Below are 17,790 nucleotides of genomic sequence, written 5' to 3'. Positions count from 1 at the left end.
CGTTCGCCGCCGGTCACCGTTGTCCCGCACCGGATTCACCGGGCACGTTCGTCGGCACGGACGAAGCCCGGTGCGCCAGCACGGTTTCGGTGAGCGCGGCGAGCAGCGCGGTCCGCCGGGGCAGCTCAGCGACGACGACGTGCTCGTCGTCGGCGTGCGCTCCCCCGCCGACCGCGCCGAGGCCGTCGAGCGTCGGAACGCCCAGTCCCGCGGTGAAGTTGCCGTCCGACGCGCCGCCGACCGCGGCCTGGGCGAGCGGCTCGAGGCCGAGCTTTCCCGCCAGGACGGCGGCGAGCGCGAACAGCTCCGAAGACGCTCCCGCGTCCAGCGGTGCGCGGTTGATGCCGCCGTCGATGTGGATCCGGGCCTCTTCGCGCACCGGGGCGAGGCTTCTGATGGCGCGGTCGACGCGCTGTTGTTCGGCCGCGTCCCACACCCGCACGTCGACGGCGACACTCGCCCTGGCGGGCACGGTGTTCGTCGTGGTCCCGGCCGTCAGCGCGGTCGGCACGACGGTGGTGCCCCGGTCCGCGTCGGCGAGCGCGGCGATCGCGAGGATCTGGTGCGCCACCTCGATCCCCGCGTTGACGCCCTTTTCCGGTTCGAGCCCGGCGTGCGCGGCGCGGCCTTCGACCTCGACGCGGTACAGGGAAACGCCTTTGCGGCGGGTCTTCAGCGCGCCGCCGTCGGCCGAGGCTTCGAGCACGAAGACCGCGTCGCAGCTCTTGGCTTCCCCTTCGATCAAGGTGCGGGACAGCGGCGAGCCGATCTCTTCGTCGCCGGTGACGAGGATCGAGAGGCCGTCGCGGTCGGGCAGGGCAGCGGCGGCGTGCAAGGCCATGACCACGCCGGCCTTCATGTCGAAACAGCCAGGCCCGCGCAGGATCCCGTCGCGGACTTCGAACGGGTGCGTGCGCAGGGATCCCAGCGGCCACACGGTGTCGTGGTGGCCGAGCAGCAGGACGCGCGGCTCGCCGTCGCCGAACCGCCAGCGCAGGTGTGTGCAGCCATCGGTGACGATCCGTTCGGGCTCGACGCCGAGCAGGCGGCCGCCGATCCCGGCGACGGCTTCGGCGCTGCGCGCGACGGCTTCGTGGTCGGCCGAAGGCGACTCGCACCGGACGAGCGTCTCGATGTCGTCGATCACCGCGGCTCACCTCGCAGCGGTTTGCCGGGCAGCGCCGTGACGTCCAGGTTTCCGTCGGCGACCACCGGGACTCCGGCGACGTAGAGGTGCCGGACGCCGTGCGAGGGCCGGGTCGGGTCGGCGTAGGTGGCGGTGTCGGTGATGCGGTCCGGGTCGAGGACGACGACGTCGGTGTCGGCCCCGGCCCCGAGGTGCCCCTTGCGGCGGGCCGCGGGCGCGACGTCGTCGAGGACCCGCGAGGGCAGGTAGGAGCAGCGCCGGAACGCCTCGAGCCAGGTCCAGGCGCGCGTTTCGCGGACCATCAGCCGCAGGGTCTTGGCGAAGGTGCCCGCGGTGCGCGGGTGCGTCCGGCCGCCGGGCGGCAGCGGCCACTCGGTGCTTTCGGAGCGGCCGCCCGGCCAGGACACCGGCATCGCGTCGCTGGCGACGACGGCGTCGGGGAAGGCCAGGGCCCGGTGCAGCAGGGCGCGTTCGCGGGGATTGCCCTCGTCAAGGAACTCCAGCAGGCACGGCGCACCCGGGTCGTCCCGCCGCAGCTGACGCAGGCGGGCCTCGTCGCGCACGCGTTCCCCGGTGTCGAGGATGACCACACTGGACGCGCGAAGTCCCTTCAACCGCAGCCGGTCCGGTTCGATGAAGGCGGCGCCGACCGCGGTGCTGCCGGCGCCGTACGGGTAGGCCTCGACGGTGACGCGCGAGCCGGCGCGGCGGGCGTCGTCGAGGGTGGCGAGGACGCGGTCGACGTGGTGGCCGGAGGTGCTGTTGACGTGGCAGTGGTGCATCGCGGCGCCCGTCTCCCCCGCGGCGGCGGCGATTTCCGCCGAGCCGTCGACCGGGATCGCCGGGTCGACCTCGACCAGCTCGCGGACGTGGGTGTAGGTGGGCGCCCCGGCCTTCGCGGCGAGGTGGGCCACGGCGAGGAACTCCCCCGGCGCGGTCTGCGGCGCGTACCCCATCAGGACGCCGATGCCCAGGGCACCGGCGGCGAGTTCGGTGTCCAAAAGGGACAGCCAGGCGGCGAGCTCGGTCGCCGACGAAGACCGCTGCCAGCCGGGGTTTCCCAGCACCGCCAGGCTGCTGTCGATGTTCGCGTCGGGCTCGATGCCGAGCAGCACCTGCGCCCGGGCCGCGCCCCAGGAGGCGGAGAAGCCGTAGTGCAGGGGCCGCCCGGCCGCGGCGGCTTCGGCGTAGGCCCGCTCGACCGGCATCAGGCCGGCTTCGAGGTCGAGCGCGGTGGTGACCCCGTCCATGGCCTGCAGCCGCTGCCCGGCGACGGAGTGCACGTGGCTGTGCAGGTCGACGAACCCGGGCCCGACGACGAGCCCGCTGACGTCGACCTCGGTGGCGTCCGGGTCGGTCAGGCCGGGCCCGACCGCTTCGACGGCACCACCGGCCAGCAGCACGTCGGCGACGCCGTCGAACCCGGTCCCCGGATCGACGACCCGGCCGCCCCGCAAGAGTGTCCGCACCCGCCGCCTCCTCGTCACCGCCCGATCGGGGTGACGTTAGGAGCATTTCCCCCGCCACCGTTCGTACGCGGCGACGAACTCCGGCGGTGAGATCCATCCGCCCGGACGAACCCCGGCCCGCCAGGTACGCGAGTCGTCCGTCCAGGTACGCGAGTCGTCCGGCTGGGTACGCGAGTCGTCCGGCTGGGTACGCGAGTCGTCCGGCTGGGTACGCGAGTCGTCCGGCCGGGTCAGGACGGTGGGGTGACCGGGGCGAGGAGGAGGCCGGTGATCGCGTCGATCAGGCCGGTGCCCGTGTCGTTCCAGCTCGCCCGCGGCGTGGGCGAGCCCTCGGCCAGTGCCCGCTCGCGTTCGGCCGTCATGTGGATCATCAGCTGGCGGGCCATATCGCCGCGCTCGGCGCGGACGTCCGGCGGGAGGCCGTCGAGGCAGCGGTTGAGCCCTTCGACCGCGCGGGCCAGCGCCGGCGAGGAGAGCGACTCCTCCACGAGGATCACCCGCAGCGCCGGGTCGGTCATCACCTGGGCGCTGAACCGCGCGAACCACGTCGGCGCGCCCAGCTCGTGCAGGTAGCTCGTCGACGGGCGGACCAGGCAGGCCACCCAGTCGCGCAGTTCGCCGTCGCCGTCGATGGCATCGACGAGCTCCTCGCGCAGCCGCTCGATCCGGCCGAAGTGCTTGCGGGCGATCGCGCGGACCAGGTCCACTTTGGTGCCGAAGTGGTAGTTGACCGCGGCGTTGTTGCCCTGCCCGGCCGCCTCGCTGATGTGCCGGTTGGACACCGCGTGCACCCCGTGCTCGGCGAACAACCGCTCGGCCGTCACGAGGATGCTCTCCCGCGTGGCACTCGCGCGATCCGCCTTGACGTTCATCCACCCACCCGCATCACCCGTACGCTCTGCCGCACCCCACCTTACGGATGCGGTCACCGGAGCCGGCCCAGCCACGCCCGGGCCGCGGCCAGGTAGCGGCGGCTGAACTCGCTCGACGGGGCCCAGTCCTCGAACCCGTGGGGGCCGCCGGGCACGACGTGGAGCTCCGTCGCGACGCCCGCCGCCCGCAACCGCCGGGCGTACCCGGCGGCTTCGTCGTGGAACAGGTCGATGTCGCCGACGCCGATCCAGGTGTCCGGCAGCCCGCTGACGTCTTCGCGGCGCGCGGGCACCGCGTAGAGCGGCACGACCGGCGCGCCCGGCTCCATCCCGAGGTAGGCGCGCCAGCCGAACCGGTTGAGGCGGTTGTCCCAGACCCGGTGGCCGGCGGCGTCGAGGGCGCGCCGGGCCGCGGTGCGGTCGTCGAGCATCGGGCAGAACAGCCACTGCGCCCGCGGCCGGTCGCCCTCGTCGTGCAGGCGCTGCACGAGCGCCGCGGCGAGCCCGCCGCCGGCGCTCTGGCCGCCGACGACCACCCGCTCGGCGGCGACGCCATCCCGCAGCCACGTCCAGGCGGTGTGGCAGTCGTCCAGCGCCGCCGGGTAGGGGTGCTCGGGCGCGAGCCGGTATTCGGCCGACACGACGGTGATGCCGAGCTCGCTCGCCGTCCCGGCGCAGAACCGGTCGTCCTGCGCCGCGCCGCCGATGACCAGGCCGCCGCCGTGGATCCACAGCAGGGTGAGGTCGGACCGGGACGTCCGCGGCCGGTAGACGCGCAGGCCGGGATGCAGTTCGACGGTGACGTCCGGCAGCGACGGCGGCCGCAGCCGCGCGGTCGCCATCCGCACCAGGCGCCGTGCCCAGGCCCGCTCCAGCGGCAGGCGCGGCATCCACCGGACCCGGCGGCGCAGTTCCGGCGCCACCGCCGACAGCGGCACGGTCATTGGACCGACCAGCCGCCGTCGGAGGGCAGCAGGGCGCCGTTGACGTTGACGCCGTCGTCGGCGAGCAGGAAGGTGATCGACGCCGCCAGCTGCTCCGCCGTGGCGATCGGCGGGATCAGCCCCAGGAACTCCCCGATCCGGCCCTGCCCGAACGCCGACGGCTCCGCGTGCATCCCCATCCCGGTGGCGACGCCGCCCGGCGCCACGGCGTTGACGCGGATGCCGTGCGGCCCGTACATGAAGGCGCAGCTGCGGGTGATCCCGACGACAGCGTGTTTCGAAGCGGTGTAAGCGATCCCGGCGGCAGAGCCGCGCAACGCCGCTTCGGAAGCCACGTTCACGATCGCCCCGGAGCCCGCTTCGAGCATCGACGGCACGACCGCGCGGATGAGCCGGAACGTGCCGTCGACGTTCACGGCGAACACGCGCCGCCACAGCTCGTCGCCGACCTCGTGGGCCGGGGAGAAATCGTCGACGATCCCGGCGACGTTGGCGAGCCCGTCGATGCGCGGCCCCGCGGCGGCGAGGATCCGCGCCACGCCGGTTTCGTCGGTGATGTCGGCCGGCACGGCGACGAGCTCCGCCGAACCGAGGCCGTCGGCGAAGTCCGCCAGCCGCTCCGCCGAGACGTCGACCGCGACGACGCGGCCGCCCTCGCGGGCGATGCGGGACGCGGTCGCCCGGCCGATCCCGGAGGCGGCGCCGGTCACGACGACGGTCCGGCCCTCGAACCGGCCGGGCACGATCCGTTCGCGCCACCCCGCCCGCCCGGCCCCCGGCGCCGGGACCACGCCGTGGTTGGCCCGGGCCACCAGTTCGTCGACGACGTCCTGGGCCAGCCGGCCCTGGCTGAGGGCGACCAGCTGCTGCAGCGGCAGCAGGCGGACCGGCGCGAGGGCGGTCTCGTCGACCCCCGCTTCGGTGAGCAGGGCGCGGATGAGCGGGCCGCCGCCGGGGTGGGCGACCCACTCCCCGATCGGGCTGTCCGCCGTGAGCGGTCCGGGCGTGGTCATGGCGGCAGCGTACCGCATTTTAAGTCAATCGCTTGAGTTAATTAACTGGCGAGATCCCGGCGCCCCGCGACCATCGAGCCACTGGCCGCCCGCACCGCCGGTTCCTAACGTCGGTGCCGTGCTCGAGATCCTGATGCCGATCCTCATCGGCCTCGCCTACGTCATGCTCAACTCCCTCGTCCCGGAACGGCACCGGCGGCGGTTCAACGCCGTGGTGGTCGGCGGCGCGGGCGCCGCCTACCTCTCCGGCGGTGCGCTCGGGCCGTGGGAGCTGGTGTTCTGCGCGGTGCTGACCTACGTGGCCTTCCGCGGGCTCGACTCGTGGGCCTTCATCGGCGCCGGCTGGCTGCTGCACACCGGCTGGGACGTCGTCCACCACCTGAAGGGCCAGCCGATCCTGCCGTTCGCGCACGACTCGTCCTTCGGCTGCGCGATCTGCGACCCGGTCATCGCGATCTGGTGCTTCACCGGCGGCCGGTCGGTGTGGACGTGGCGGCGGGTTGGCGCGACGCCGCCGGGGGTACCCGGGTGACATGAGCGCCGACGTCGAACGCGCCGCGCACGCCTACTGCCCCCGGTGTCACCCGGATCCGCGCCCCGGGGACGTGCTCGAGGCGCTGTGCGGCGCCCGCCACCCGTACTTCGGCCGCCGCGACCGGCCGGTGCACACCTGCCCGGCCTGCGTGCGGCTGGCTTCGGCGAACGTCTACGCCTGCGGCCACCCCGGCGCCTGAACGCCGCCCCGGGCGTTCCCGGGGCGGCGTGTCCGGACGGGTCAGGCGGCCAGCGAGGACAGCGGGACCGCGAAGACCGAGCGGCCGCAGGTCTGGCTCTTCGCCGTGCAGTCGGCCGTCGACCATTCCGCCATCGACCAGACCAGGCCCGTCGAGGAGTCGTAGGTCAGCGCCTCCGGGTGCATGGCCCAGCAGGCCGTCGTCCCGGTGCCACACGTCGCCGAAGTGCTCTTCGCGGTCGTCTGGGTCCAGAGCTGGCCGTTGGTCGTGGCCGAGCTGTGGGCCACGTAGTACTTGCCGCCGTTGGACAGCACTCCCTGGACGTTGCCCACGTTGCTGCGGAACGCCTCGGTCGCGGACACCGTTGCGGACGAGGCCGCCAGCAGGAAGTCGTCGCCCATCGGGTAGCGGTTGAGGCGGCCGTGGAGGTTCGTCTCCTTGAAGTACTCCGACGTCACGATGCTCGCCGGGCTGGTGCTGCGGTCCAGCGACATCGACGAGAAGCACGGCACCGCCGTGTCGGAGGCCATGTCGCAGGCGCCGCCCGCGTAGCTGTAGTAGCCGATCTGCATCATCGCGTACTTGTACGTCCAGGCCGCGTACCCGGACGACGTCTTGCCGATCGCGTTCGACGTCGTGTCGGTCATCTGCAGGATGTGCTTGGTGCTGAAGACCCGGATCGCGGTCGAGGAGCCGCCCACGGCCGTCACGTAGATCTTGTCGCCGTACCAGGCCATCCCGCCCATGTGCGCCTCGGCGGCGGAGAAGCTGCTGCCGGTGCTGTTGGGCACGGCCAGGTACAGCATCCGGTACGACGGCTTGGCGGGATCGTTGTAGTTGATCGCCTGGATCCGCGCGTCGTTGTACCGGTTCTCGTTGGCGGTGCTGAGTGCGTCGGTGCCGTGCCAGCCGGTCAGGATGACCTTGTCGTCACCCCACTTCCCGTCGTTGTCGGCGTCGCCGGAGGTCGTGATGGCCTGGGGTACCCACGTCGTCGTCCCGGCGCGGTCGGCGTCCCAGCACATCGATTTGGTGGCCACCGGCGCCTTGGGCAGCGACGCCTTTTCCGCGGCGGTGCAGCCGGTCATGTCGTAGCTGGTGTCGTTGACGACGGTGTTCATGCTGACGTTCGGCAGCGCGTTGTCCAGCGCGGTCAGCGCCGCGGCGGGCGTGGCGTGCCACACGAGGTTCTGCTTGGCGGTCGTGGTCAGTGGGTCGCTGTAGGCGGCGCTCGCCGTCCCGGGCAGCGCCAGCACACCGGCCGCCACGGCCAGCGCGAGGAGGATCGCTTTCGGAGTTCGCATGGGAGCAGTACGCCAGCAGGCAATCCAAAATCCGTACACCGGCCTTGTACACCTCTTGTACCGCCGGTGCCGTCATTCCTCCCGCAGTTGTTCCAGGCTCGCGGTGCGCCACAACGCCGGCAGCGTCAGCGCGGTCACGGCCGGCACCGCGACGGCCGCGGTCGCGGTGAGGACGCCGATGGCCGCCAGGTCGACCACCATCGGGCGGTGCACCACGAAGGTGAGCAGCAGCCAGTCGAGGCCGAGCCCGGCGAGCACGGCGACGACGACCGCCACCGCCACCGGGATCGCCAGCTGCCACAGCAGGGATCGGGCCAGCACCCCGCGCCCGACGCCGTTGGCCATCAGTGCGGCGAGGCTGCGCCGCCGTTCCCGCAGCTGCTCCCACGCCGCGACGAGCAGGCTGCCCGCGGCCAGCAGCAGCACCAGGATCGAGCCCACCGACAGCACGCGGGTGATCAGCGCGACGGTGCCGTCCCGCTCGGTGCCCAGCGAGCTGACGACGCCGTTCCAGCCCACGACGTTGCGCACCCGCTCGACCAGTTCCGGCCCGGCGGCGGGGATCCCGACGTTCGAGCTCAACCCGGGTCCGGTCGCGGTGGCCAGCGCCGACGGCGTGACGTACAGGGTGCCCGGCTCTTCGCGGCCGGTCCGGTGGTACCGCTCGACCGGCACCGTCCACTGTGGAGCCGGTCCGGCGTTGTCGAACCAGAGCCGTTCCCCGGGGCCGGGCGCCGTCGCGCCTGCCGCGTAGACGTCGCCGTCGCGGCAGTCCGCGATGGCGAGTTCGGCGCACGTGACCAGGACCAGGGAGGCCGGCTGCCCGGCCGCGTTCCGCACCAGGCCGCGGGTTTCCACTTCGACGTCCGCCAGACCGGGCAGGGCGTGCAGGGCGGCGGTGAAGGCCTGGACTTCGGCGAGGCTCGTGGTGAAGGCGGTCGCGAGCACCCTGGCGGCCTGCCCGGGCGGCCGGTCGCTTTCGGTCCGGGCGTACACCCCTTGCAGCGCAATGGATCCGGCCAGCACGACGGCGATGCCGCTGACCAGGCGCGCCGCGGTCGCACTGTCCAGCTGGAGCCGGCGCACGGCCAGCAGCCACGCGGGCGACCCGCCGCCGAGCACGCCCGCGACGCGTTCGACCAGCCACGGCAGCACCACGGGCACGGCCGCGAGGATCAGCACCACCCCGCCGATCACGAGCGGATCCCGGGGGTCGTCGCTGCTCAGCCGGCCGGCCAGCAGCGCGCCGCCGGCGGCGAGCGGCAGGAGCCGCCACCAGAGTTTCCGGCGCACCCGCGTCCCGCGCCGCACGACACCGAGCGGCTCGATGACGACCCGCCGCAGCGCGAAGACGGCCGCCGCGCAGGCCGGCAGCGGCAGCGCCAGCAGGGCCGGGACGGCGAGGCGCCAGTCGGGTACCACGTCCGTGGCGAAGATGCCGCCGCGGAAGGCGGACACGGTGATCTCCGGGACGAGCGCGCGCACGAGCAGGAACAGCCCGACGCCGGCCACCAGCCCGGCACCCGAGCCGAGCAGGGCTTCGCCGGCGGCGATCCGCCGCACCTGGCCGCGATCGGCGCCGACCAGCCGCAGCGCGGCCAGCCGCCGGTCGCGGGCGGCCGCGGCGAGCCGGGTGCTCGCGACGACGAAGACGAACACCGGCACCAGGCAGGTGGTCGCGCCCAGCACGACCAGGAGCAGTTCGATCGGTTCGAGACCGCGCCCGTGCGACCGGCCGCCGAACTCGCCGACCGGAAGTGCCTGCGGCTGCCGGGTGACGGTGTCGGAGCCGAGGTAGAAGTAGAGCTCGTTCGGGCCGGTGAGCCCGGCGTCGCCGATGGTGCCGATCACCCGGTGCGGGAACCGCGGGCGCAGCAGCTCGCCGTCCGGCGACCGCAGGAGGGCGGCGAGCGCCGGCGACAGCACGGCCTCCCCCGGCCCGGGCAGCCGGCCGACGCCGGGCGCGGCGGGCGGGTGCGGCCCGGTGCGCTGGACGAGGTAGCCCTGCAGCCCGCGGCCGCGGAACTCGTCGGCCCGGCCGACGGCCACGAGCGAGGCGACGCCGCCCTCGGCCACGGACCGCGGCGTGCGTTCGGCGGACCGTTCGGCGCGCGCGTCGAGCATGTGCGGCAGCGACGTCGCGCTGAGCAGCACCACGACCCCCAGCCCCACCCCGACGGCGGTGAGGGCGAGCCGCCCCAGTGCGGTCCGCGCACCGCCACCCCCGACGGCGAGCCGCATGCCGAGGAGGAGGTCGGCAACCCACCGCCGGCTCACGCGGTCACCTCGAACTGCCGTGTGCGGCCGTCGCGCACGACCACCTCGCGGTCGGAGTACGCCGCCACGCGGGCCTCGTGCGTCACCAGGACCACCGCCGCGTTGCGCTCGCGGGCCGCGGTCGTCAGCAGGCCCATCACCTGCTCGCCGTTGAGCGAATCCAGGGCACCGGTCGGTTCGTCGGCGAAGACGACCCGCGGCGCGGTCACCAGCGCGCGGGCCACCGCCACCCGCTGGCCCTGCCCGCCGGACACCTCGCCCGGCCGTTTCCCGGCCACGCCGGACAGGTCGAGTTCCGCCAGCACCGCCCGCGCGCGCTGCGCGGCGACCCGGCCGCGTTCGCCGTTCAGCCGCAGGGGCAGCGCCACGTTCTCCAGACAGGTGAGCTCCGGGACGAGCTGCCCGAACTGGAAGACGAACCCGAATTCGGTGCGGCGCAACGCCGAGCGCGCCCGGTCCGAGATCGCCGCGAGGTCCGCGCCCAGGTAGCGGACCGTCCCGGCGTCCGGGCGCACGATCCCGGCCAGGCAGTGCAGGAGCGTCGACTTGCCCGCCCCGGACGGCCCCATCAGGGCCACGATCTCCCCCGCGCACACCCGCAGGCCCGCGCCCGCCAGCGCCTCGGTGGGCCCGTACGCCTTCCGGACGCCGGTGGCTTCCAGCAGGACCTCGCTCACGCGATCTCCTCCGCCAGCCGGTCGAGCCGGGCCGCCGTCAGCTCCAGCCACCGGAGGTCGGCCTCCAGGTGGAACAGCGCGTGGTCGCAGATGAGCTGGTCGACGAGGTCGCCGCCGGTCTTGCGGCGGGTCAGCTCGCGCATCGCGTCGAGGTGGGCGGCCCGCTGGACGTCGAGGACCTCCGCGGCGGGCCGCCCGGACAGCAGCGCGAGCACCACCTTCGTGTACAGCGTGTTGTGCAGGTAGGCGTCGGGCTTCTCCGGGGTCGCCAGCCAGCCGGCGACGTCGGCGACCCCGGCTTCGGTGATCGCGTACCGCTTCCGCTCGGGTCCGCCGTCCACCTCGACGCCGTCGGCCTCGACGAGCCCCTGCTTCAGGAGCCGGGCCAGCGTCGAATAGACCTGGCCGTAGTGCACCCGGCGGTCGTGGCCGAAGCGGTCGTCGTAGGCCCGTTTCAGGTCGTAGCCGTGCCGGGGTCCGGTTTCCAGCAGCCCGAGCAGCGTCAGTCCGATCGACATGCCCGCGACTGTACACGGTGTGTATAGCTAGAGTTTATACACCCGGTTCATAGCGCGACAGCCTCGGCCAGTACCGCTCGCAACGGCGTCGCCGGACGTCCGAGCAGCGCCTCGAGGTCCGGTCCGGCCGTGGCGAACTCCCCGCGCCGGGCGGCCCGGAACATGCCGAGCAGCAGCTCCGCGCGCGCCGCCGGGACGCCGTGCCCGGTCAAACCGGCCACCCACGCCTCGTCGGAGATCACCACGCGCCGGACGGAACGGCCGGTCAGCTCGGTCAGCAGCGCGGCGACCTCCTCGAGGTCCAGGGCCACCGGCGCGGTCAGCGGCGGCGTCGGCCCGTCGAACCGGCCTTCGCCGGCGAGCACGATCGCCGCGGCTTCGGCGAGGTCGGCGTGCGCCGTCCAGGAGACCGGCCCGTCGGCCGGCGCGGCCAGCTCGCCGGTCTCCAGGGCCGCCCCCAGCAGCAGCGGCACCGTGCTCGCGTAGAAACCGTTGCGGAGCGCGGTGAACGCCACCCCTTCCACCCGGCGCTCGGTGGCCGCGTGGTCGACCATCGGAGCGAACAGCGAATCCGCCGCCGCCCCCTGGTGACTGGTGTAGAGGACGCGCTTCGCCCCCGCTTCGCGCGCGGCTTCGATCGCCGAGACGTGGTGCGCCACAGCCTGGTCACCCGACACGTCGGTCGAAACGACGAGGACCTGCGCCGCACCCTCGAACGCTTCGGCGAGCGACGCCGGGTCGGCGAAGTCGCCGCGCCGGACGCGAACTCCCCGGGCGGCGAGCCCGGCCGCCCGGCCCGGCTCGCGGACACTGACCCCGATTTCGGCGGCGGGGACCCGCTCGAGCAGCCGGTCGACGATCCGCGACCCGAGCTGCCCGGTTCCCCCGGTGACGACGATCATGGTGCACCCCTTCGGTTTGGTATCACTGATACTAACCACGCTATCATCAGTGATACCAACGAGGGGTTACCAATGAAATCAGGCGCCCCGGAGCACCGCCGCGCCGTGCACTCGGTCCGCGGCCAGGTCGGTCAGCGCCCGGTCCGCCGCGTCGAGCGCGTAGGGGACGGTGCTGACCTGCAGGCGGTGGCGCCCGGCGAAGTCCGGGAACTCCCGCGTGTCGGCCCGGGTGTTGGCGGTGACGCTGCGCACCTGCCGTTCCTGGAACAGGTGCCGCCGGTAGTCCAGGGGCGGCACCTCGGACAGGTGGATGCCCGCGATCGCGACGTCCCCGGCATGGCCGCACCGCGGCGGCCGCGCGAGGCCGCAAGTCGTTGATCTCCAACGGGATTGAGCTGTTCGTGCATTTTTCTCGCGCCGGCGTAACAGCTTTCGGACCGCACGCGCCATATCGGACGGCGTCCGCGCCAGTCCGGTCCCCGCCGCAGGAGGAGTTCGTGATGGGTCCACGTCGTTCCCTCGTTCCGCGAAGATCAAGACGCGCACTGGCGGCGGGGGTGGTCGTGCCCCTCGCCGGCGCTCTCGCGGTGGCCGTCGCCGCCGCGACACCCGCCGCCGCCGCCGTGCCGGCCGGCTTCACCGACACAGTGGCCATCGGCGGCCTCAGCTCACCGACCGCCGCCGCGTTCGCGCCCGACGGCCGCGTGTTCGTCGCCGAGAAGAGCGGCCTGCTCAAGGTGTTCGACAACCTGGCCGACCCGAGCGCGACCGTGTTCGCCGACCTGCGCACGCCGACCCAGGACTTCTGGGACCGCGGCCTGCTCGGGCTGGCGGTCGACCCGGGCTTCCCCGCCCGGCCGTACGTCTACGTCTCCTACACCCTCGACGCCCTGCCGGGCGGGACCGCGCCGAAGTGGGGCGACACCTGCCCGACGCCGCCGGGCGCGACCGACTCCGGCTGCGTGGTGACCGGCCGCGTCTCCCAGCTGACGATGGGCCCGGACGGGACCGCGGTCAGCGAGAAACCCCTGGTCACCGGCTGGTGCCAGCAGTACCCCAGCCACTCGGTCGGCGCACTCGCCTTCGGCCCGGACGGTGCCCTGTACGCGGGCGGCGGCGACGGCGCCAGCTTCAACTTCGCCGACTACGGCCAGGTCGGCAACCCCTGCGCCGACCCGCCCTCCCCGGCAGGTACGAACCTCACGCCGCCGTCGGCCGAAGGCGGGGCGCTGCGGTCGCAGTCCCCGCGCCGCGCCGCCGGGCAGCCGGTGCTGCTCAACGGCGCGCTGCTGCGCATCGACCCCGACACCGGCGACGGCCTGCCCGGCAACCCCTTCGCGAGCAGCACCGACGCCAACGCCCGGCGCGTCATCGCCTACGGCTCGCGCAACCAGTTCCGGTTCGGGTTCCGGCCCGGCACGAGCGAGCTGTGGGCCGGTGACGTCGGCTGGAACACCTGGGAAGAGATCAACCGCGTCGCGAACGCCGGCGACGCCGTGGCCGAGAACTTCGGCTGGCCCTGCTTCGAAGGCACCGCCCGCCAGGCCGGCTACGACGGCGCGAACCTCGACCGCTGCGAGTCGCTGTACTCGGCAGGCGGCCAGACCGCGCCGTTCTACAGCTACAACCACAGCGCCAAGGTCGTCGCCACCGACCCGTGTCCCACCGGCGGCTCCTCGATCAGCGGGATCGCCTTCGAGTCGGGCAGCACCTACCCGGCCGAGTACGCCGGTGCGCTGTTCTTCGCCGACTCCTCCCGCGGCTGCATCTGGGCCATGCAGACCGTCGCCGGCCAGCCGAGCCCCAGCAGGCTGGTGCCCTTCGTGACCGGCGTCAACACCCCGGTGCAGGTGCTCACCGGTCCCGGCGGCGATCTCTTCTACGTCGCGCTGGGCAGCGGCGAACTGCGCCGGGTGAGCTACGCCGGCGGGACCAACCGGCCGCCGGTCGCCGCGGCGACCGCGACGCCGTCGAGCGGGCCGGCACCGCTGACCGTCCGGTTCGACGGCACCGGCTCCACCGACCCGGACGCCGGCGACACCCTGTCCTACGCGTGGGATCTCGACGCGGACGGCGCCTACGACGACTCCGCGGACCCGCGGCCCACCTGGACCTACACCGCCGCGGCCGCGGTCGACGCCGGGCTGCGGGTCACCGACGCCCACGGCGCTTCGGCGACCACGACCGTGCGGGTGACCGTCGGGACCCCGGCCGGGCTCGACCCGGTGCCGGTCATCGACACCCCGGCCGCCACGCTGACCTGGTCGGTCGGGCAGCAGGTGCCGTTCTCCGGCCGTGCCGTCGACGCCCAGGACGGCGAGCTGCCGCCCTCGGCCCTGTCCTGGCGGCTGGCCATCCGGCACTGCGCGGACAACGGCACCTGCCACACCCACAACGTCCAGGACTTCCCCGGCGTCGCGGCGGGGTCGTTCGTCGCACCGGACCACGAGTACCCGTCGTACCTGCAGCTGACGCTGACCGCGACGGACTCCACGGGCCGCACCGGGTCCACGACGATCGACCTCCGGCCGAAGACGGTGACGCTGAACTTCACCTCGAACCCCAGCCAGGCGATGCTCACCGTCGGCGGCACACAGCAGCGGACGCCGTTCTCCCGGACGGTGATCGCCGGGTCCACCAACTCGATCAGCGCGAACAGCCCGCAGAACCTGCCCCCGCTGAACCTGAAGTACGCCTTCACCGGCTGGGCGCACGGCGGGCCGCGGACGCAGAACGTCGTCGCGCCGGCGACGGGGGCGACCTACCAGGCGAACTACCGGCTCTGCTGGCTGCTGCAGCCCTGCTGAGCGGACTGACCCGGCGCCGCCCGGCGCCGGGTCATTCCCCGGGGTTCTTCGTCTTTTCGGCCTTCTTCGACTCTTTCGCGGATTCCTTCGCGGCCTTCGTCGATTCCTTGGCCGCTTCCTTCGACGCCTTCGCGGCCGGGTCGTTCCCGACACCGTTGCCGTTGTTCCCGTTCCCGTTGTTGCCGTTGCCGTTGCCGATGCCATTGCGGTTGTTGCCGGTTCCGGCACCCGGCACGGCCGGGTCGCCGGAGTTCACCGACCCCGACGACTCGCCCGCCGGCTGCACGCCCGTCGGTGCCACGCCCGGGGTGGTGGGCACCGCCGAACCCGCCGCGTCCGACGTCGGCGCGACGCCGCCCGGCGGCACTCCGGCGCGGGAGCCGGCCTGCGGCCCGGTCCGCACGGGCTGGGTCGTGCCCTCGCCGCCGGAGAACGGCGGCGGGGCGTCGTTGGACGTGCTGGCGCCGATCGACACCGTTGTGACCAGCGCCGCGCCCGCCACGGCCACCTTCGCCGCCGTGGCCCACGACAGGGCGGAGGCCCCCGTCCCGGTCGCTCCGGCGGCGGCCCCGGAGCCGGCGAGCGAGCCGGTGGTGGACAGCCACTGCGAGACGATCGGGACGCCCAGGATGAGCGGGGCCATCGCGGCGGGCAGTTCCTCGTTGAGCTGCCGGAGCCCCGCGGCGAGCTCCCGGCAGTCCGGACAGCGGTCGAGGTGGTCGGCGATCCGGTGGGCCTTGTGGTCGGAGATGCCGTCGCGCACCCACCGGGCCAGCTGGCCGGAGACGTTCTTGCAGGTGCGCCGCCGCGCCTCGGGCACGTGCTGGTCCAGGTAGGCCTGGCGCAGGCCCTCGCGGGCGCGGTAGGCCAGCGCGGCTACTCCGTTCGGCGTCATCCCGAGGTCTTCGGCGATCTTCGCGGGCGACTCGCCGTCGATCTCGGTCCGCCACAGCACCGTCCGCCACCGCTGCGGCAGGCTCGCGAAGGCGTCCGCCGCGACCGTGGCGTGCAACCGGCTGCCGACCGGATCGTCACTCCCCGCACCCGGCGTCACGTCCGGGACCTCGGCCACCAGCGACACGGCGGAGTCGCGCCGGCGCCAGCTGATCATCGTGTTCCGGATGGTCGTCAGCAGGTACGGCCGGAAATCTTCGTCCGGCCCCTCGCCGGAGCGCAGGATCCGCAGTACGCGGGTGAACCCTTCGGCGATCAGGTCGTCGCGCTCCGCCAAGTCGGCCGCGATCGCGGCCGCCACCCGGCGGGCGGCGGGGAGGTGCCGGTCGTAGAGCTCGCCGTACGCCGCGATGTCGCCACCGCGGACTGCCGCGATCAAGGCCGCGTCGGTCGGGACGTCCGTCGTCCCGGTCGCCGCCGGCGCCACTTCGGTCACCACTCCCCCTCGCCGTGCGCATGCACGTGCAGAACGTCCCGAGATAGTCGCGCAACGAGTGACACCTGCGCAAGGTTGCGGCGCCGAAAGGACTTTCCCGGTTTTCCGCGGCAGGCGAGTGTGCGGTGCGTGGACTTGTCACAACCCTGAGCGATCCCGGGTGGGATCCCGCCGGTTCGCGGTGCCGTCGTTGCCCTCGGCTTTACCGGCGAGTAAAAGACAACGGCGGTGGCCGGGCCGGTCACCGCCGACTGTCCGATGTGGACGTTCGGGGAGCCGGGAGCCGCTCTCCGGGCCGTCGACCACCAGAAGGGTTTACCCATGCGCAGAGCCCTGCTCGTGCTGCTCACCGCGCTCCTGCCCGCCGTCCTGATCACCGGGACCGGCCGCGCCGCGCCGTCCGCCACGCCCACCGTCACGGCGGTGCCCGCGAACGCCGGGCGCGGCTGGCCGGTCAGCGGCGCCCGAGGCGTGCTGGACCTCGACGCCCGCGGGTACGTCGAGGAGGAGTACCTGCTTTCCGGCCGGGCCGACACGTTCGACCAGGTGGGACTGTGGACCGAGGACGGCCGCTGGGCCACGCGCGTGGCCTCCACCGGCAACCCGTACACCACGCGCATGGTCGTGGTGCGGCCGCGCGACGCCGCCCGGTTCACCGGCACGGTCGTGGTCGAGTGGCTCAACGTCAGTTTCGGCGTGGACATCCCGGTGGATTTCTCGCAGTCGTACGAGCACTTCGTCCGGGAAGGCTACGCCTACGTCGGCGTGACGACGCAGAAAGCCGGTGCCGACAAGCTCAAGAGCCTCGATCCCGCGCGGTACGCGGCGGTGAACCTCGGCGGTGACGCGCTCTCCTACGACGTGTTTTCGCAGGCCGCGCAGGCGGTCCGGGCGAACCCGCGGCTGCTGGGCGGCCGGACGCCGTCCGTGGTGCTCGGCACCGGGCACTCGCAGTCCGCGCTGCGGCTGACCACCTTCGCGAACGCGGTCCAGCCCGTGCGGCGCAGCTACGACGGCTTGATGATCCACGGCCGGGCCGCGCTCGCGGCACCCATCGGCGACGGCGTCATCGGGGCACTCTCGGCGAAGATCCGCACCGATCTCGGCGTCCCGGTGTTCGTCCTGCAGTCGGAGACCGACGTCATCGCGTCGGCCTCGGTCCGGCAGGACACCGCGCAGGTGCGCACCTGGGAGGTCGCCGGCACCGCACACGCGGACCAGTACGGCCTGAACCTGTACAACGCGGCCAACGCCCGGGACGGGTCCATCAACGACGGCGCCCCGACGACCTGCGACAAGCCGGTCAACGACATGACCTTCCGGTATGCGGAAAACGCTGCCTTCGACCACCTGGACCGCTGGGCGCGCGGCGGCGCGGCCCCGCCCACGGCGACCCCGATTGCGATGCTGCTCAACCTCGTCGTCCTGCGCGACGGTGACCAGAACGCCCTCGGCGGCGTCCGGTTGCCCGGCCTCGACGTCCCGGTGGCGTCCTACTCGCCCAACAACAGCGGCGGCAACGTGCCGGGCGCGTGCCTGCTGCTGGGCGCGACCACACCGCTGGCGGCGGACCGGATCCGGCAGCGGTACCCGGACCACGCGACCTACGTCGCGAAGTTCACCGCGGCGGCGGACCGGGCCCTGCGGTCGGGTTACCTGCTGCCACCCGACCGCGACGAAGCCGTGGCCAGTGCCAAGGCCGCGCCGGTGCCGTAACCGTCCACAAAGGAGTGTCG

Annotated in this window: 16 protein-coding genes; 4 read left to right on the top strand and 12 right to left on the bottom strand. The window is 73.6% G+C overall.

Annotation, left to right across the window (positions count from 1 at the left end; genetic code table 11):
• Positions 1-13 precede the first annotated feature (13 nt).
• From ACWEGE_RS40790 to ACWEGE_RS40770, 5 genes are all read right to left on the bottom strand, one after another.
• Positions 14-1,147 carry a M20 family metallopeptidase gene (locus ACWEGE_RS40790; protein WP_449665847.1) on the bottom strand — a complete coding sequence of 378 codons (1,134 nt, stop codon included), beginning with the start codon at positions 1,145-1,147 and terminating at the stop codon, positions 14-16.
• Positions 1,144-2,616 carry an amidohydrolase family protein gene (locus tag ACWEGE_RS40785; RefSeq protein ID WP_449665846.1) on the bottom strand — a complete coding sequence of 491 codons (1,473 nt, stop codon included), beginning with the start codon at positions 2,614-2,616 and terminating at the stop codon, positions 1,144-1,146. The genes ACWEGE_RS40790 and ACWEGE_RS40785 overlap by 4 nt, the downstream gene beginning before the upstream one ends.
• A 230-nt stretch (positions 2,617-2,846) precedes the next feature.
• The gene (locus tag ACWEGE_RS40780; protein ID WP_449665845.1) at positions 2,847-3,488 is read right to left on the bottom strand and encodes a TetR/AcrR family transcriptional regulator; all 642 of its coding nucleotides are present in this window, start codon (positions 3,486-3,488) and stop codon (positions 2,847-2,849) included.
• A 53-nt stretch (positions 3,489-3,541) separates the two neighbouring features.
• Complete coding sequence (locus tag ACWEGE_RS40775; RefSeq protein WP_449665844.1) at positions 3,542-4,432, bottom strand: alpha/beta hydrolase; 891 nt, start codon at positions 4,430-4,432, stop codon at positions 3,542-3,544.
• A complete protein-coding gene (locus tag ACWEGE_RS40770) occupies positions 4,429-5,445 on the bottom strand; it encodes an SDR family NAD(P)-dependent oxidoreductase (protein WP_449665843.1) in 1,017 nt (338 codons plus the stop codon). The genes ACWEGE_RS40775 and ACWEGE_RS40770 overlap by 4 nt, the downstream gene beginning before the upstream one ends.
• Positions 5,446-5,563: 118 nt before the next feature.
• Between ACWEGE_RS40770 and ACWEGE_RS40765 the strand changes: the two genes are divergently transcribed.
• Positions 5,564-5,977, top strand: coding sequence for a DUF6010 family protein (locus ACWEGE_RS40765; RefSeq protein ID WP_449665842.1), 414 nt, complete (start codon positions 5,564-5,566; stop codon positions 5,975-5,977).
• A gap of 1 nt (position 5,978) precedes the next feature.
• A complete protein-coding gene (locus tag ACWEGE_RS40760) occupies positions 5,979-6,179 on the top strand; it encodes a hypothetical protein (protein WP_449665841.1) in 201 nt (66 codons plus the stop codon).
• 41 nt (positions 6,180-6,220) lie between these two features.
• Here ACWEGE_RS40760 and ACWEGE_RS40755 read toward each other — a convergent pair whose 3' ends face one another.
• From ACWEGE_RS40755 to ACWEGE_RS40730, 6 genes are all read right to left on the bottom strand, one after another.
• On the bottom strand, positions 6,221-7,483 hold the full coding sequence (locus ACWEGE_RS40755) for a hypothetical protein (RefSeq protein ID WP_449665840.1): 1,263 nt from the start codon (positions 7,481-7,483) through the stop codon (positions 6,221-6,223).
• A 72-nt stretch (positions 7,484-7,555) separates the two neighbouring features.
• Positions 7,556-9,760 carry an FtsX-like permease family protein gene (locus ACWEGE_RS40750; RefSeq protein WP_449665839.1) on the bottom strand — a complete coding sequence of 735 codons (2,205 nt, stop codon included), beginning with the start codon at positions 9,758-9,760 and terminating at the stop codon, positions 7,556-7,558.
• On the bottom strand, positions 9,757-10,437 hold the full coding sequence (locus tag ACWEGE_RS40745; RefSeq protein ID WP_449665838.1) for an ABC transporter ATP-binding protein: 681 nt from the start codon (positions 10,435-10,437) through the stop codon (positions 9,757-9,759). The genes ACWEGE_RS40750 and ACWEGE_RS40745 overlap by 4 nt, the downstream gene beginning before the upstream one ends.
• On the bottom strand, positions 10,434-10,955 hold the full coding sequence (locus ACWEGE_RS40740) for a PadR family transcriptional regulator (RefSeq protein ID WP_449665837.1): 522 nt from the start codon (positions 10,953-10,955) through the stop codon (positions 10,434-10,436). Before ACWEGE_RS40740 ends, ACWEGE_RS40745 begins: the two co-directional genes overlap by 4 nt.
• Positions 10,956-11,002: 47 nt before the next feature.
• Positions 11,003-11,857: an NmrA family NAD(P)-binding protein gene (locus ACWEGE_RS40735; protein ID WP_449665836.1), complete on the bottom strand. Its 855-nt coding sequence runs from the start codon at positions 11,855-11,857 to the stop codon at positions 11,003-11,005.
• A gap of 78 nt (positions 11,858-11,935) precedes the next feature.
• Entirely contained in the window at positions 11,936-12,154 is a 219-nt protein-coding gene (locus ACWEGE_RS40730; RefSeq protein WP_449665835.1) for a hypothetical protein, read from the bottom strand.
• A gap of 203 nt (positions 12,155-12,357) precedes the next feature.
• Between ACWEGE_RS40730 and ACWEGE_RS40725 the strand changes: the two genes are divergently transcribed.
• On the top strand, positions 12,358-14,664 hold the full coding sequence (locus ACWEGE_RS40725; protein WP_449665834.1) for a PQQ-dependent sugar dehydrogenase: 2,307 nt from the start codon (positions 12,358-12,360) through the stop codon (positions 14,662-14,664).
• A gap of 31 nt (positions 14,665-14,695) precedes the next feature.
• On the opposite strand, the gene ACWEGE_RS40720 is transcribed toward ACWEGE_RS40725, so the two are convergent.
• Positions 14,696-16,054 carry a sigma-70 family RNA polymerase sigma factor gene (locus ACWEGE_RS40720; RefSeq protein ID WP_449665833.1) on the bottom strand — a complete coding sequence of 453 codons (1,359 nt, stop codon included), beginning with the start codon at positions 16,052-16,054 and terminating at the stop codon, positions 14,696-14,698.
• Positions 16,055-16,375: 321 nt separating this feature from the next.
• Between ACWEGE_RS40720 and ACWEGE_RS40715 the strand changes: the two genes are divergently transcribed.
• Positions 16,376-17,770: an alpha/beta hydrolase domain-containing protein gene (locus tag ACWEGE_RS40715; RefSeq protein ID WP_449665832.1), complete on the top strand. Its 1,395-nt coding sequence runs from the start codon at positions 16,376-16,378 to the stop codon at positions 17,768-17,770.
• Positions 17,771-17,790: the final 20 nt, after the last annotated feature.

It is taken from the genome of Amycolatopsis sp. NPDC004747, from assembly GCF_053601335.1.
Note: the sequence above shows the minus strand (reverse complement) of the source record. Positions and strands in the feature narration are given on the sequence as shown.